The organism is Actinoplanes sp. OR16, assembly GCF_004001265.1.
In the GTDB taxonomy this organism is placed as follows: Bacteria; Actinomycetota; Actinomycetes; order Mycobacteriales; family Micromonosporaceae; genus Actinoplanes.
The window spans coordinates 5,727,717-5,740,084 of record NZ_AP019371.1 but is presented as its reverse complement, the minus strand read 5'-3'; the positions used below and the strand labels follow the sequence as shown (position 1 = coordinate 5,740,084).

Genomic DNA, 12,368 nt, shown 5'->3' with positions numbered 1-12,368 from the left:
GCGACGTGCCACCCCGCGGCCGGCCGGCGGATCAGCCGGCGCCAGGTGCCGGCGGACGATCGCGAGGGCCAGCGGGAACGACGCCGTCGACGCGCCCTGCAGCACCCGGCCCGCGACCAGCACCGGGAACGATGTGGTGGCCGGTGACAGCACACCTCCGGCGGTGAACACGCCGAGCGATACGAGCAGCATGCGGCGGTGCCCGTACCGATCGCCGAGCGACCCGAGAACGGGTGCCGATCCGCGTCGAGGCGTTGGTGCGCACCAAGTCCCCTTCAGCTCCAGGGTGATCTTGCCCGCACCGGCCTACGCTCGGCCCATGACTCCGCCCGGCCATCGCGACGAGCAGCGCGCCCTGCTGCGCGCGAGCTGCCCTGGTGCGGCCCACTGGACCACAACCCGCGAACGCCATGCGAGCCGCGGACGGCCGGCTCGTCGTCGACCTCTACTACGCGGACGGCCCGGCCCTCTACGCCTGCGCCGAGTCCGACCCGGACCTCGTCGTCGCACGGATTCCGGAGGCCGAACGGCGTTTCATGACCGAGATCCCGCTGGCCGCCTCCGGGCCGTGGGACGAGGCCGCGCGGGAGGCGATGCGCGCGGGGCTCGCGGCGGCCGACGCCCGGGCCTGAGATGATCTTCCGGACGAGGGGATGGACTTTGGGTAGCACGGTGACGGTGTGCCGGGACTGCTGTTGCGGCAGCCTGCGCAAACACCCGTCGGTGGATCACGACGGCCAGCTCCGTGCGCTGCGTGGCGCCCTGGAGCCGGAGCATCGGGTGCGGACCAGTCAGTGCCTGGACGTGTGCTCGCAGTCGAACGTGGTCGTGGTGCAGCCGGATCCGGTGGCGCGGCGCGCGGGCGCGAAGCCGGTCTGGTTCGGTCTGGTCCACGACGATGTGGTGCTCAATGACCTGGTCGGCTGGGTTCGGGACGGGGGTCCGGGCGTCGCGCCACTCCCGGCAGTACTCGAACTGTCGGTCATCACCCCACCGGCGCCGTAGGCGTGCTAGGGTAGACGCCGTTGCAGTTTTGATTTTCCGTAGACGTTTTTTAAAGCGCCCATACGGGCGCTTTTTTCGTCTGTCGGCGCGGGTGATCAATGCGGCGGCATTCGAGATGGCACAGTGCGATCTTGAGCAGCCTGCTAAGGAGCAGACATGGTTACTGGTGTCGTGAAGTGGTTCAACGCCGACAAGGGCTTTGGCTTCATCACCCCGGACGGCGGCGGCGCTGACGTGTTCGCCCACTTCTCCGCGATTCAGTCGAGCGGCTACCGCAGCCTCGAGGAGAACCAGAAGGTCGAGTTCGAGATCACGCAGGGCCAGAAGGGCCCGCAGGCGGAGAACATCCGCCCGCTCTGACCTGAAGCGAACGAACGGCGGTCCGGCGCACTCGAGCCGGGCCGCCGTTCGGCGTTTCACGAAAGGGCTGTGCCGCGCCGCCAGACGGTGCGCAGGTTCAGCGTGTCGCCGATGCGCGTGGTGGGGTCGCCGTCGACGAGCAGCAGGTCCGCCCGGAGCCCGGCAGCGATCCGGCCGCGGTCGGCGAGCCCGAAACGGCGGGCCGGCACCGAGGTCGCCGCGCGCAGCGCCTGGACCGGGGTGAGCCCGGCCCGGACCAGATATCCCAGCTCGTGGTGGAGGCTCGCGCCGTGCGCCACCCCGGCCATGAACGGCAGCGGGAACGGGGCCGCATCGGTGCCGGCCAGCAGGTCGACGCCGGCGTCGTGGAGGGCCTTGACCGAGGCGAGCACGTCGTCGAGCCGGCCCTGCGGGTAGCGGTCGTAGCTGCCGCGCAGCAGGTTCGTCCAGGCTTCGCCGAGGCGGGGGCCGACCCGCGGGTCGTCGGCGAGCGATGACGCGGTGATGCCCATCATGGAGGCGTCGAGCACGACACACGGGACGACGAACGCGCCCGACGCGGCGATGCGTTCGACGATCTCGGCGGTGTGCGGCCGGTCCATGAACAGGTGGGCGAAGCCGCCGATCCCGGCGTCGAGGGCCATCCGGGTGGCGTCGACCGTGAGGGTGTGGGCGATCGTCAGCATGCCCCGGCGGCGCGCCTCGGCGACACCGGCGTCGAGAGTGGCCTGATCGAGCATCGGCAGGCCGGGGTGCCCCTCGACGGACCCGTCGTCGACCATGAACTTGATGTAGTCCGAGCCCGCCTCGATCAGCTGAGGAATGAAGCGGACCGCCTCCTCCGGCGTGGTGGCGAACGGCATCAGAGGCATCGGGCCGGATTGATCGCCACCGGAGTCAGGGCCATCAGAGTCAGGGCCACCGGAGTCAGGGCCACCGAACTCGAAGTCATCGGGCATCAGCTCGCTGGGGTGCCCGCCGGGCGGCGTGATCCCGAATCCCGCGGACCGCACGTCCGCGAGCCGGTCGTTCCCGGTGATGTGGGCGCGGTTCGGCGCGGTGTTCATGCCCTGCATCTCGAGTTCGGTGGTGACGCCGAACCGCAGCGCCACCGCGAGGGCGTCGTCGGAGCTGTGGGTGTGCGCGTCGATCAGGCCCGGCAGCAGCGTCCCGCCGCCGCCGTCGACGATCTCCGCTCCGGCGGGTGGTTCGCCGCCGACCCCGGCGATCGTCGCGCCGTCGATGACGACGGTGGCCGCCTCCAGGACCTTCTCGCCGTCGAACACCCGCACGTTCGTGATGGCCGTACTCATGGTGCCGCCTCGATTCCCGTTACTTTGCGTGTCCTGCCGAACATTAATGACAGTACGCAGATGCATGCAACATTGCACGTATATGCGCTGCGGCACACTCTGCGCTACGCTGCCGGGGTGACCTCGGAACAACAGCTGCTGGACGCGGTGGGCGGCGCGTTCGCCCGGATGCGGCGGCGCACGATGCAGGCCCCGGTGAGCCCGCCTCCCGACCGCAAGGATCTGACCCGCAACCTGGTCCTCAACCTGGTCGAGGAGGCCGAGGCCGACGATCGGGAGGTGACCGTCGGCAACCTCGCCGACCAGCTCGGCGTCGACCCGTCGGTGGCCAGCCGGATGGCGAGCGACTGCATCACCCATGGCTATCTGCTGCGAGCGGCCTCGCAGCAGGACGGTCGCCGTACCATCGTGAGATTGACCGACGACGGCCGCGCGCTGATGGACCGTTTCCGCCGGCAGTACCGGCAGGCGTTCGAGTTCGTCACCCGCGACTGGCCGGAGGGCGAGCGGCTGGAGCTGGCCCGGTTGCTCGTGAAATATGCCGACAGCGCCTCCCGTCTCCCGCTCGTGCCGGAGCGCGGGGACGTCAGCTGACCGGGGGGAACTCCACCTCGACGGTCAGGCCGTCCTTGCCGGTCGAGGTGGCGGTGATCAGGCCACCGTGGGCCTGCGTGATGGATCGCGCGATCGACAGCCCGAGCCCGGCGCCGCCACTGTGATCGATGCGGGTGGCCGCCCTTCTCCGGAACGGCTCGAAGAGCGCCGCGACATCCTCCGGAGGCACGTCGTCGCCGGTGTTCGCCACGATCAGCGCCGGCTCGCCGCCCCCCTGAACACTGCCCACCTGGACATCGATGGTTCCACCGGGCCTGTTGTACTTCACGGCGTTCTGCATCAGATTGGTGATGAGGCGTTCCAACAACACCTTCTCCCCCATCACGGTACGCGGGGAAAGCCGGCTGGTGATCGTCAACCCGGCATCGGCGGCCCGTGCGCGATGCGCGGCCAGCACGTCCGCGGTGATCTCGTCGAGTCGCAGCGGTTCCCGCGTGACCAGGCCGCGGTCGCTCTCGCTCAGCGTCAGCAGCCCTTCGATGAGCCGCTCGTTGCGCTCGTTCGTGGACAGCAACTGACCGGTGAGCAGGTCGAGCTGGTCGGCGTTCAGCTCACCGGCCATCCCGACCTCGATGAGCGTGCGCTGCACGGCGAGGGGTGTCCGCAGCTCGTGCGAGGCGTCGGCGGCGAACCGGCGCTGCGCTTCGTAGCCGACGGCGATCCGGTCCATCATCTCGTCGATGGTGCGGCCGAGCACCGCCAGCTCGTCCCGGCCCGGACCGGGTCGCAGCCGGTGGCCGAGGTTCTGCGGGCCGACGTGCGCGATCACCGCGACGACATCCCGCAGCGGGCGCAGGCACCAGCGGACCAGGGGGTAGCAGAGGGCGAGGCCGGCCGCGAGCACGAGCAGCAGCGCGATGTAGTGGACCAGGCTCGGATACTTGTAGAGCACCAGGCAGGGGCCGCCGTCCGGAACCCGGCCGGGCTCGGTCAGGCACCACGGCGGGCCGAACTGGAACCAGAACGTGAGCAGCCACTCGGCGACCGGCCGGGCCAGCTGGCCGCCGGCCAGCAACAGCCCGCAGAGCAGCAGGATGCGCCGGCTCATACGCCGAGCCGGTAGCCGGCCCTGCGGACCGTGTGCAGCACGGGCGGATCCCCGAGTTTCCGGCGCAAGGTCATCACTGTCATCCGTACCGTGTTGGTGAAGGGGTCCGCATGCTCATCCCACGCCTGTTCCAGCAGCTCCTCGGAACTGACCACCCGCCCGCCGGCGCGCAGCAGCACGTGCAGGACCGCGAACTCCTTCGACGACAGCGAAAGCAGATCGCCGTCCCGGGAGGCCGTGTGCCGGGTGCTGTCCAGCACGATCCCGTCCTGTTCCAGCACCGGCGGCAGCGCCGCGGCCGATCGGCGGGACAGCGCCTGCACCCGGGCGGCCAGCTCGGCGAACGCGAACGGCTTGGTCAGGTAGTCGTCGGCGCCGAGCCCGAGCCCTTCGACCCGGTCCCGGATCCCGGCCGCCGCGGTCAACAGGAGGATCTTGGTGTTGTCCAGCGACTCGACGATCCACCGGCAGAGATCATCGCCGGTACGGCCGGGCATGTCCCGATCGAGGACCGCCACGTCGTAGCGATTGACGCCCAGCCGTTCGAACGCGGCGTCGCCGTCGTAGACCACGTCGACCGCCATGGAGAGACGCCGCAACCCCTGGGCCACCGTGTCGGCCAGCAGTTGCTCGTCGTCGGCCACCAGCACGCGCATTCCTCGTCCCCTCCCCCGCCGCCGGGTCAGATTCGCACACTTTCCGTCAGCTGCGGATAAAGAAGCCTCTGACATCGGGCGAACGGCTCGGCGGCGATTCTGGGCGGCATGCGCGGACTCTTCGCTCTCCTGGCCGTCCTGACCACCGTCTTCGCAGCCCCTCAGCCGGCCGCGGCGATCGCCGGCGGCGAGGATGCCCGTACCGGCGCCTATGCGTTCTCGGTCCTGCTGACCATGACCGGGTTGCCGGCCGACGGCGGCGGCACCCGCGACAGCTCCTGCTCGGGCGCGCTGATCGCACCCCGCTGGGTGATCACCGCCGGTCACTGCTTCCGGGACGCCTCGGGTGACCGGGTCAGCCGGACCGTCGCCGAGCAGACCACGGCGATCATCGGACGCACGGATGTGCAGAGCGATGCGGGGTACGAGGTGACGGTCGTCGACGTACACCAGGCCGATCACACCGACGTGGCACTGGCCGAACTCGCCGATCCGGTCACCGGTATCACCCCGATCCCGCTCGCCACCGCTTCCCCGACCGGCGGCGAGGTGCTGCGCCTGACCGGTTTCGGTCTCCTCGGCGACGGCACGCCGGCCCGGCGGATGCAGACCGGCCTGTTCACCGTCGGCCACGTCGATCCGGTGACCCTGGAAGCCTCGGGCCGCTCTCCGCGCCCCGACACCAGCCCCTGCCCGCACGACTCGGGCGGCCCGTACTTCCGCGAGAAGCCGCTCGCCCTGGTGGCGGTCGTCAGCACCGGCCCCGGCTGCCCCCATCCGGGCCCCGACTACAGCGCCCGCGTCGACAACCTCACCGACTGGATCACCGACACGACAGCCGACAGGCCCCTTCCCTCCTACGCGCTGGCGGCAGCGGCCCTCCTCGCCGTGGTGCTGGCCGCCGTCTCGCGCCCGCTTCTTCGCACAGCCGGTGTCGACCGCGGCCTCAGTTCTCCGGCAGCCCGGCGATAGCCCGCAGGAGCGAGGCATCCGGCCGAATACTCGCTCCGCCGGCCTTAGAGCAAGGCCGTCAGTTCGACGCCTGGCCCGACCGTCGCGATGCCGAACTCCAGGTCCTCCCGCACGGCATCGACGGTGTCGTCGTCGCCCAGCACCTCGGGCACGTCGTTGCCGATCTCGAACTGTTCGAGCATGTCGTAGGCTTCGCCCAGCTCCGACGCGCCCATCCGCTGCGCCCAGGCCAGAAAGCTCCGGGTGCCGGCCGCCGGCGAGAACTCCTCATCCCACGCATCGCTCACCGGCCCATCCAACCACCGCGGTGAAACGGCGGCGGCCCGGCGCGGCGGGTGGAGAGTGCCACCAGCAAGGGCCAGCACGCCTGAGCCGCGGCGGCCAGGCGTTCGGTGAGGCCTCCGTGGTCGCCGGTGGTGAGGGACACCGCGAACCATGCGACGAGGCCGAGGAGGACTGCGGCGGCGGCGCAGGCCATGGCGGGGCGCAGGGTGATCGGGACGTCGGCGTGCCGGTGCCAGGACAGGGCCGGCCAGAGCGCCAGGGCGGTGAAGGCCACGGTCGCCGACGCGGCGTGGGCTGGGGCCGGGCCGGCCGGCGGGAGGGGGAACGCCGCCACCAGCACTGTTGCCACGCCGCCGAGAGCGAGGACGAGGCGGCCTGGGCGGGCGGCCGCGGGCAGGCCCAGTGACGTCACGACGTGGCAGAGGCCTACGCAGATCAGGGCCGTCGTCATCAGCCAGCGGTCGGTGGCGGTCCGGGCTGCCAGGGCGCTGATCGTCTGCACTGTGCTGTCGAAGGCGTACGGCTGGAGGTGGGCCGCTGCGGTCCAGCCGCCGATCAGGAGGGCGGGCGCGGCTGCCGAGGACAGCAGCGCCCACCACGGTGCGGGTGATGTCACCGGGCCATTGTCAGCGGAAGGCCTCGATGTTGCGGGTAGCCCACGAGGCGAACGTGGCAGGTGGGCGGCCCAGGATCGAGGCCACGTCGGGGCTGATCCGCTGCTCCTGGGCGGTCGGGGCGCCGAGGATCGCCAGGGTGCCGTCGACGACCGGTGGTGGCATGAACGTCAGCATCTGCTCGCGGGCCTCGTCCGGGGACTGCTCGGCGAAACGGATCGGCTCGCCGAGGGCTGTCGCGAGGTCGGCGGCACGGGAGCGTGGCGTGGTCAGGGCCGGGCCGGTCAGTTCGTAGGTGTGGCCGTCGTGCCCACCGGCGAGGACGACGGCCGCCACCGCGGCGATGTCGTCCGGGTCGATCACCGGGAGGCCGACGTCGCCGAACGGTGCGGTGACCGTTCGCGAGGCGCGGACCGATTCGGCCCACGCGTAGGTGTTGGAGGCGAAACCTCCGGGGCGAAGGATGGTGAAAGCGAGGCCGGTCCCTCGTACGACATCCTCGATCCTCTGAAGCGGCGCATGCGATGCCGACCCCGGCCGGGTGCCGGCGGCCTGCGAGGACTGCAGCACGATGCGCTTCACGCCGGCCGAGGTGACGACCCGCAGGATCTCCGGAACGTCGAGGTGCGCCCCGGCGCCCTCGACCAGCAGGAACACGGCTTCGGCGCCGGTCAGCGCCGGCCGCAGGCTGTCCGGGCTCGTGAGGTCCGCGCGGTGATGGCGGACCCCGTCGGGAACCGCGATCGGGCGCCGGCCCCGGGACACCGCCGTCACTGGCGCACCCGACGCCGCGAGGATCGCGGACAGCGTACGGCCGACGTTCCCGGTGGCTCCTGTCACGACGAACACGGTGGTGACTCCTCTTCCGGCCGCGGCGTTCGCGCGACCGAGAAGGACGCTAGTGTCGTGGAGATAGTAGGTACCTAGAGGATAGTAGTGGGTTTGTGACGGAGGGCACATGAAGAGGTCAGCGGACCCCGAGCTGGCGTGCCCGGTCGCGCCGGTCGTCGACATCGTGTTCAGCAGGTGGACGACTCCGATCCTGTGGCTGCTCCACGAACGCGGCCGGCAGCGGTTCGTGGAGTTGCAGCGGCAGCTGACCAGCATCACGCCGAAGGTGCTCACCCAGCGTCTGCGCCGGCTCGAACGCGACGGTCTGGTCGCCCGGACCTACCACGCCGAGGTGCCGCCCCGCGTCGAGTACGAGATCACCGAGCTGGGCGCGAGCCTCGGCCCGCTCTTCGCCCACCTGGCGACCTGGGCCGACGATCGCCTTCCGGACGTCGACCGGGCGCGGCGGGCCTACGACGCGGGACTCCGGTGACTAGCCTGCCTGGCATGGGGAAGGCCGAACTGGATGAACTCGTCGTCGCGGACGCTGCGGCGCTGCGGGCCTGGCTGCAGGAGAACCATGCCGTGTCCGACGGCGTGTGGCTGGCGCTGACCAGAAAAGGCGGGACCGTCACGACGCTGACCTGGCAGCAGGCCGTCGACGAGGCACTCTGCTTCGGGTGGATCGACGGGCAGGCCCGCAAGCGGGACGAGGAGTCGTCGTGGATCCGGTTCACGCCGCGCCGGGCCCGCAGCTCCTGGTCGCAGCGGAACGTCGGGCACGTCGCCCGGTTGGAGGAACTCGGCCTGATGACTCCGGCGGGCCGCGCCGCCGTCGACGCCGCCAAGGCGGACGGCAGGTGGGCCGCCGCGTACGCCCCGCCCTCGGAGGCCGAGGTGCCGGCCGATCTGCTGGCCGCGATCGCCGCGAACCCTGACGCACAGGCGATGCTCGACGTCCTCACCAAGGCGAATCGATTCGCGCTGATTCATCGGCTCAATGCCGTCAAACGCGCGGAGACGCGAGAACGGAAGATCGTCGAATTCGTGGCGATGCTGGCCCGGCAGGAGACGTTCTACGCGCAGAAGGCCCGGCCCCCGTCGCGCGATGAGGACCGGTGAGAGGTGGCGCTCCCGGCGTACCGGGAAGCCTGGTGGTTAGGATCCACGGACAGCGCCGATGACGGGAGCGTCGATGTCATACCCTCCGCCACCTGGTGAACATTTTCCGCCGGCGGTCGACCCCTATGAGACGCCGCAGCACACGCAGCCGCTCTTCGAGCAGCCGAATTTCGAGCAGCCGCACTTCGCGCAGCCGACCTTCGTTCAACCGACCGGTTACGCACCCCATTTTCCCCCGGCACCACCTAAATCGCGAAAAATCCCTATCGTTCTGCTTTCGGTCGCGATTGGACTGGTTCTTCTCGTCGGTAGCACCACCGTCTTCTACCTGGCCGGTAAGAAGCTGATCGGCGGCGGCACCACGAGCGCCGGCCCCAGCTCCGGTGCCAGTGCTGATCCCGGCCCCGGCCAGGTCGACATCACGATCAGCGAGCCGAAGACGCTGAACGGGCACGCCAAGATCGAGGCCGAGGAGCTGGCGTCGCTCACCACGGATCTGGAGAAGGAGCTGGAAGGCTATCCGGGCGCGGCCAACGCGTTCGGGGCCGTCTACGGCGACCTCGCCGACAAGAAGATGATCGCGGCGCTCGCGGCCGAGGTGGACGTCGACGACCCGCAGCTGATGCTCGACACGGTCTTCCAGTCGTTCAGCGGGGAAAGCCAGCTGACCAGCGTCTCCCCGGCCAGCACCGGCTCCCTCGGCGGCGTCGCCCAGTGCGGCGGCACCACCGTCGCCAAGGAGGACGTGGCGATCTGCGGCTGGGTCGACGAGGGCAGCGTCGGCATGATCCTCTACTTCTACGAGACGGCGGTCGACGTGAAGGGCGATTTCCCCGACATGCGAGCCGAGATAGAGACCAAGAACTGAGCGACCTGGCTGCAGGAGCCGTCGGTCGCGGGCTCGCGGGCGGGCAGAGGAATCGACACTTGCGAATCGGGAGTGGGTGTCGTAGACACGGTTGATGAGTGATCTTCGGCCTGAGGTGCCGCATGCGGCTCGTATCTGGAACTACTGGATGGGTGGCACCGACAACTTCGCTGCGGATCGGGCTGCCGGTGACGGTGTGGCGCAGGTCTATCCCGAGATCGTGCTCATGGCCCGGCAGTCCCGGAGGTTTCTGATCCGGGTCGTGCGGTGGCTGGCGGCCGAGGCGGGAGTGCGGCAGTTCCTGGACGTCGGGACCGGGTTGCCGACCATGCAGAACACCCATGAGGTCGCTCAGGCGGTGGCGCCCGGCTCGACCGTCTTCTACGTCGACAACGATCCGCTCGTGATCGCGCACGGGGAGAGGCTGACGGGCGGGAAGGAGAGGATCGTCCAGGCCGACTACCACGATCCTGAGCTGATTCTCGCCGAGGCGCGGAAGGTGCTCGACTTCGATCAGCCGATCGCGGTGATGTTCATGGGGGTGCTGGGCTACGAGCCGGACCTCGGCGTCGTCAAGTCCATCGTGGACACCATGACGGGGGCCACCGCGAGCGGCAGCTATCTGGTGCTCTGGGACGGGACCGACACCACGCCGGCCGTGGTCGAGGGCGCCGAGCGGCTCGCGCAGGGCGGCGGGGTTCCGTACATCCTCCGCAGTCCGGAATCGATCGGGAGCCTCTTCGCCGGGCTGGAGCTCGTGGACCCGGGTCTGGTGCAGCTCACCGAGTGGCGCCCGGACGGCCCGGTGGAGTGGCTTGACGCGTATGGGGCGGTTGCGAAGAAGCCGTGACCAGCCCGGACTCGTAGGCGGTGATGACCAGCTGGGCACGGTCGCGGGCGCCCAGTTTGCTGAGCAGACGGGTGATGTGCGTCTTCACGGTACCCGCGCCGAGGTAGAGCTCGGTGGCGATCTCGGTGTTCGACAGTCCGCGGGCGATCAGGGTGAGCACCTCCCGTTCGCGATCGGTGATCGGCAGCGGGGACGGTTCCGCGGTGACGGTTCCGGCAGAGGCGAAAGCCGAGATCAGCCGCCGGGTCACCCGGGGCGCGAGCAGGGCCTCCCCGGCGGCGACCAGGCGGATGCCGGTGAGCAGGTCGGCGGCGGTGGTGTCCTTGACCAGGAAACCGCTGGCGCCGGCGCGCAGGGCGGCGAAGACGTACTCGTCCAGGTCGAACGTGGTGAGGATGAGGACCCGGACGTCCGGGGCCGAGGCGCAGATCTGCCGGGTCGCTTCGATGCCGTCCATCTCCGGCATCCGGATGTCCATCAGCACCACGTCGGGCTGGTGCTGCTGAGCGAGCCGGACCGCTTCGGCGCCGGTTCCGGCCTCGGCGACCGGGGTGAAGCCGGGTGAGGCGTCGAGCAGCGCGCGGAAGCTCTCCCGCATCAGCGCCTGGTCGTCGACGAGGAGGACGGAGATGTCGGTCATGCGGGAACCTCGAGAGGGATCGTGGCGGTCACCCGGAAGCCGCTGCCCTGCGGAACGGGTCCGGTGGTCAGCTGTCCGCCGTACAGGGAAACACGCTCGCGCATGCCGATCAGACCCTGCCCCCGGCCGTTCGACGGCGGCCGGCCGCCGCCGTCGTCGGTCACGTCGATGCGCACCGAACCACCCGAGGCCGCCACCGTGATCGTGCAGTGCGAGGCGCCCGCGTGCTTGATCACGTTGGTGAGCGACTCCTGGACGATCCGGTAGATCGTGAGGTCCAGGGCCTGCGGCAGATCCTCGGTGCCGGTGATCGTCAGGTCGGTGCGCAGGCCGGCCGGCTGCGTACGCCGGACGAGTTCGGGCAGGTCGGCGGTGCCCGGCGTCGGCGTGAGGTCGGCGGAGGAGTCGTCGCGCAGCACGTCGAGCAGCCGGCGGATCTCGGTGAGCGCCGACCGGCTGGTCTGCTCGATGGCCCGCAGGGCTTCCTGGCCGGCTTCCGGGCGCTGCACGGCGATGTGGTTGGCGACCGACGCCTTCACCGCGATCAGGCTGAGGCTGTGCCCGACGATGTCGTGCAGCTCGCGGGCGATCCGCAGCCGCTCCCCGGCGACCATCTCACGCGCCAGCTGCTGAGCGGCCTCCGCCTGAAGTGCCCGCCGCCAGCGGATCAGCCGGCCGATCGCCCAGGACGTGACCAGGACGACGACCACGACGCCGAGCTCGACCTGCCACCAGAGGGGGACTTCGCTGTTCGGCGCGGAGGCGATGTCCACGCGGAGATAGAGCCACGGGATCGTGACGGCCGCCGCCACGACACCGCCCACGAGTGCGGCAACAGCAGCGAAGCGCCCGACGACGGTGGCCGCGGTGTAAAGCGCCAATCCGACCGGCACCCAGGTCAGCACGATGACCCCGACCCCGACGACTCCTGCGGCGGTCGTGATCGTGGCGGCCGTCAGCACGACGAGGAGGACCGGCACCGGCCGGCGACGGCGGAACACCAGAGGCAACGCCGTCGACAGGGCGGCCATCCAGGCGATCCATATCGGACCGGAGTACGCCGGTCCCGGCGGGTCCACGATCGCCGAGCCGATCACATAGGTCAAGACAACGGAGATGGCCACGTCCACGCGCCTCAAGCTACCGACCATGCGCGATGTCCGCGTCTGACCACGGTCATACGATCGCG

At 70.3% G+C, this 12,368-nt stretch carries 17 protein-coding genes and 1 pseudogene; 9 read left to right on the top strand and 9 right to left on the bottom strand.

The window, feature by feature from the left end; all coding sequences use genetic code 11:
* Nucleotides 1-42: 42 nt before the first annotated feature.
* Nucleotides 43-279: pseudogene (locus EP757_RS44845) on the bottom strand (MFS transporter); the annotation flags it as partial.
* Nucleotides 280-377: 98 nt separating this feature from the next.
* Here EP757_RS44845 and EP757_RS26130 point away from each other — a divergent pair.
* From EP757_RS26130 to EP757_RS26120, 3 genes are all read left to right on the top strand, one after another.
* Nucleotides 378-632, top strand: a complete 255-nt coding sequence (locus tag EP757_RS26130; protein ID WP_127550301.1) for a hypothetical protein — start codon at nt 378-380, stop codon at nt 630-632.
* A gap of 40 nt (nt 633-672) precedes the next feature.
* Nucleotides 673-1,005 (top strand): hypothetical protein, encoded by a 333-nt coding sequence (locus EP757_RS26125; protein ID WP_127554446.1) that lies wholly within the window; start codon nt 673-675, stop codon nt 1,003-1,005.
* Between the two features lie 156 nt (nt 1,006-1,161).
* Entirely contained in the window at nt 1,162-1,365 is a 204-nt protein-coding gene (locus EP757_RS26120) for a cold-shock protein (protein WP_127550299.1), read from the top strand.
* Nucleotides 1,366-1,421: 56 nt separating this feature from the next.
* Here the strand turns inward: EP757_RS26120 and EP757_RS26115 are convergent, their stop codons facing one another.
* Entirely contained in the window at nt 1,422-2,678 is a 1,257-nt protein-coding gene (locus EP757_RS26115; protein ID WP_127550297.1) for an amidohydrolase family protein, read from the bottom strand.
* Nucleotides 2,679-2,795: 117 nt separating this feature from the next.
* Here EP757_RS26115 and EP757_RS26110 point away from each other — a divergent pair, with 117 nt between their 5' ends.
* Nucleotides 2,796-3,272 (top strand): MarR family winged helix-turn-helix transcriptional regulator, encoded by a 477-nt coding sequence (locus tag EP757_RS26110; protein WP_232050010.1) that lies wholly within the window; start codon nt 2,796-2,798, stop codon nt 3,270-3,272.
* Here EP757_RS26110 and EP757_RS26105 read toward each other — a convergent pair.
* Nucleotides 3,265-4,341 (bottom strand): HAMP domain-containing sensor histidine kinase, encoded by a 1,077-nt coding sequence (locus EP757_RS26105; RefSeq protein ID WP_127550294.1) that lies wholly within the window; start codon nt 4,339-4,341, stop codon nt 3,265-3,267. The two genes, EP757_RS26110 and EP757_RS26105, sit on opposite strands and share 8 nt — an antisense overlap.
* Nucleotides 4,338-4,997, bottom strand: coding sequence for a response regulator transcription factor (locus tag EP757_RS26100; protein WP_127550292.1), 660 nt, complete (start codon nt 4,995-4,997; stop codon nt 4,338-4,340). The genes EP757_RS26105 and EP757_RS26100 overlap by 4 nt, the downstream gene beginning before the upstream one ends.
* Nucleotides 4,998-5,105: 108 nt before the next feature.
* Between EP757_RS26100 and EP757_RS26095 the strand changes: the two genes are divergently transcribed.
* Nucleotides 5,106-5,969: a trypsin-like serine protease gene (locus tag EP757_RS26095; protein ID WP_127550290.1), complete on the top strand. Its 864-nt coding sequence runs from the start codon at nt 5,106-5,108 to the stop codon at nt 5,967-5,969.
* Between the two features lie 44 nt (nt 5,970-6,013).
* Here EP757_RS26095 and EP757_RS26090 read toward each other — a convergent pair whose 3' ends face one another.
* The 3 genes from EP757_RS26090 to EP757_RS26080 are packed head-to-tail and all read right to left on the bottom strand — an operon-like array spanning nt 6,014 to nt 7,717.
* The gene (locus EP757_RS26090; RefSeq protein WP_127550288.1) at nt 6,014-6,256 is read right to left on the bottom strand and encodes a hypothetical protein; all 243 of its coding nucleotides are present in this window, start codon (nt 6,254-6,256) and stop codon (nt 6,014-6,016) included.
* Nucleotides 6,253-6,870 (bottom strand): DUF998 domain-containing protein, encoded by a 618-nt coding sequence (locus EP757_RS26085; RefSeq protein WP_160165888.1) that lies wholly within the window; start codon nt 6,868-6,870, stop codon nt 6,253-6,255. Before EP757_RS26085 ends, EP757_RS26090 begins: the two co-directional genes overlap by 4 nt.
* A 10-nt stretch (nt 6,871-6,880) precedes the next feature.
* Nucleotides 6,881-7,717 carry an NAD(P)H-binding protein gene (locus tag EP757_RS26080; protein ID WP_127550284.1) on the bottom strand — a complete coding sequence of 279 codons (837 nt, stop codon included), beginning with the start codon at nt 7,715-7,717 and terminating at the stop codon, nt 6,881-6,883.
* A 109-nt stretch (nt 7,718-7,826) separates the two neighbouring features.
* Here EP757_RS26080 and EP757_RS26075 point away from each other — a divergent pair, with 109 nt between their 5' ends.
* From EP757_RS26075 to EP757_RS26060, 4 genes are all read left to right on the top strand, one after another.
* A complete protein-coding gene (locus EP757_RS26075) occupies nt 7,827-8,192 on the top strand; it encodes a helix-turn-helix domain-containing protein (protein ID WP_127550282.1) in 366 nt (121 codons plus the stop codon).
* 14 nt (nt 8,193-8,206) lie between these two features.
* Nucleotides 8,207-8,821 carry a YdeI family protein gene (locus EP757_RS26070; RefSeq protein ID WP_127550281.1) on the top strand — a complete coding sequence of 205 codons (615 nt, stop codon included), beginning with the start codon at nt 8,207-8,209 and terminating at the stop codon, nt 8,819-8,821.
* 73 nt (nt 8,822-8,894) lie between these two features.
* The gene (locus tag EP757_RS26065) at nt 8,895-9,689 is read left to right on the top strand and encodes a hypothetical protein (protein WP_127550279.1); all 795 of its coding nucleotides are present in this window, start codon (nt 8,895-8,897) and stop codon (nt 9,687-9,689) included.
* Between the two features lie 94 nt (nt 9,690-9,783).
* On the top strand, nt 9,784-10,539 hold the full coding sequence (locus tag EP757_RS26060) for an SAM-dependent methyltransferase (protein WP_127550277.1): 756 nt from the start codon (nt 9,784-9,786) through the stop codon (nt 10,537-10,539).
* Here the strand turns inward: EP757_RS26060 and EP757_RS26055 are convergent.
* Entirely contained in the window at nt 10,469-11,179 is a 711-nt protein-coding gene (locus EP757_RS26055) for a response regulator transcription factor (protein WP_127550275.1), read from the bottom strand. The genes EP757_RS26060 and EP757_RS26055 overlap by 71 nt on opposite strands.
* Nucleotides 11,176-12,303 (bottom strand): sensor histidine kinase, encoded by a 1,128-nt coding sequence (locus EP757_RS26050; protein WP_232050009.1) that lies wholly within the window; start codon nt 12,301-12,303, stop codon nt 11,176-11,178. The genes EP757_RS26055 and EP757_RS26050 overlap by 4 nt, the downstream gene beginning before the upstream one ends.
* Nucleotides 12,304-12,368: the final 65 nt, after the last annotated feature.

What these genes read in the sequence shown, in the direction of transcription:
- EP757_RS26120 (WP_127550299.1), top strand. Translation starts at nt 1,162, where the DNA reads ATGGTTACTGGTGTCGTGAAGTGGTTCAACGCCGACAAGGGCTTTGGC.
- EP757_RS26115 (WP_127550297.1), bottom strand. Translation starts at nt 2,678, where the DNA reads ATGAGTACGGCCATCACGAACGTGCGGGTGTTCGACGGCGAGAAGGTC.
- EP757_RS26105 (WP_127550294.1), bottom strand. Translation starts at nt 4,341, where the DNA reads ATGAGCCGGCGCATCCTGCTGCTCTGCGGGCTGTTGCTGGCCGGCGGC.
- EP757_RS26100 (WP_127550292.1), bottom strand. Translation starts at nt 4,997, where the DNA reads ATGCGCGTGCTGGTGGCCGACGACGAGCAACTGCTGGCCGACACGGTG.
- EP757_RS26095 (WP_127550290.1), top strand. Translation starts at nt 5,106, where the DNA reads ATGCGCGGACTCTTCGCTCTCCTGGCCGTCCTGACCACCGTCTTCGCA.
- EP757_RS26075 (WP_127550282.1), top strand. Translation starts at nt 7,827, where the DNA reads ATGAAGAGGTCAGCGGACCCCGAGCTGGCGTGCCCGGTCGCGCCGGTC.
- EP757_RS26070 (WP_127550281.1), top strand. Translation starts at nt 8,207, where the DNA reads ATGGGGAAGGCCGAACTGGATGAACTCGTCGTCGCGGACGCTGCGGCG.
- EP757_RS26065 (WP_127550279.1), top strand. Translation starts at nt 8,895, where the DNA reads ATGTCATACCCTCCGCCACCTGGTGAACATTTTCCGCCGGCGGTCGAC.
- EP757_RS26060 (WP_127550277.1), top strand. Translation starts at nt 9,784, where the DNA reads ATGAGTGATCTTCGGCCTGAGGTGCCGCATGCGGCTCGTATCTGGAAC.
- EP757_RS26055 (WP_127550275.1), bottom strand. Translation starts at nt 11,179, where the DNA reads ATGACCGACATCTCCGTCCTCCTCGTCGACGACCAGGCGCTGATGCGG.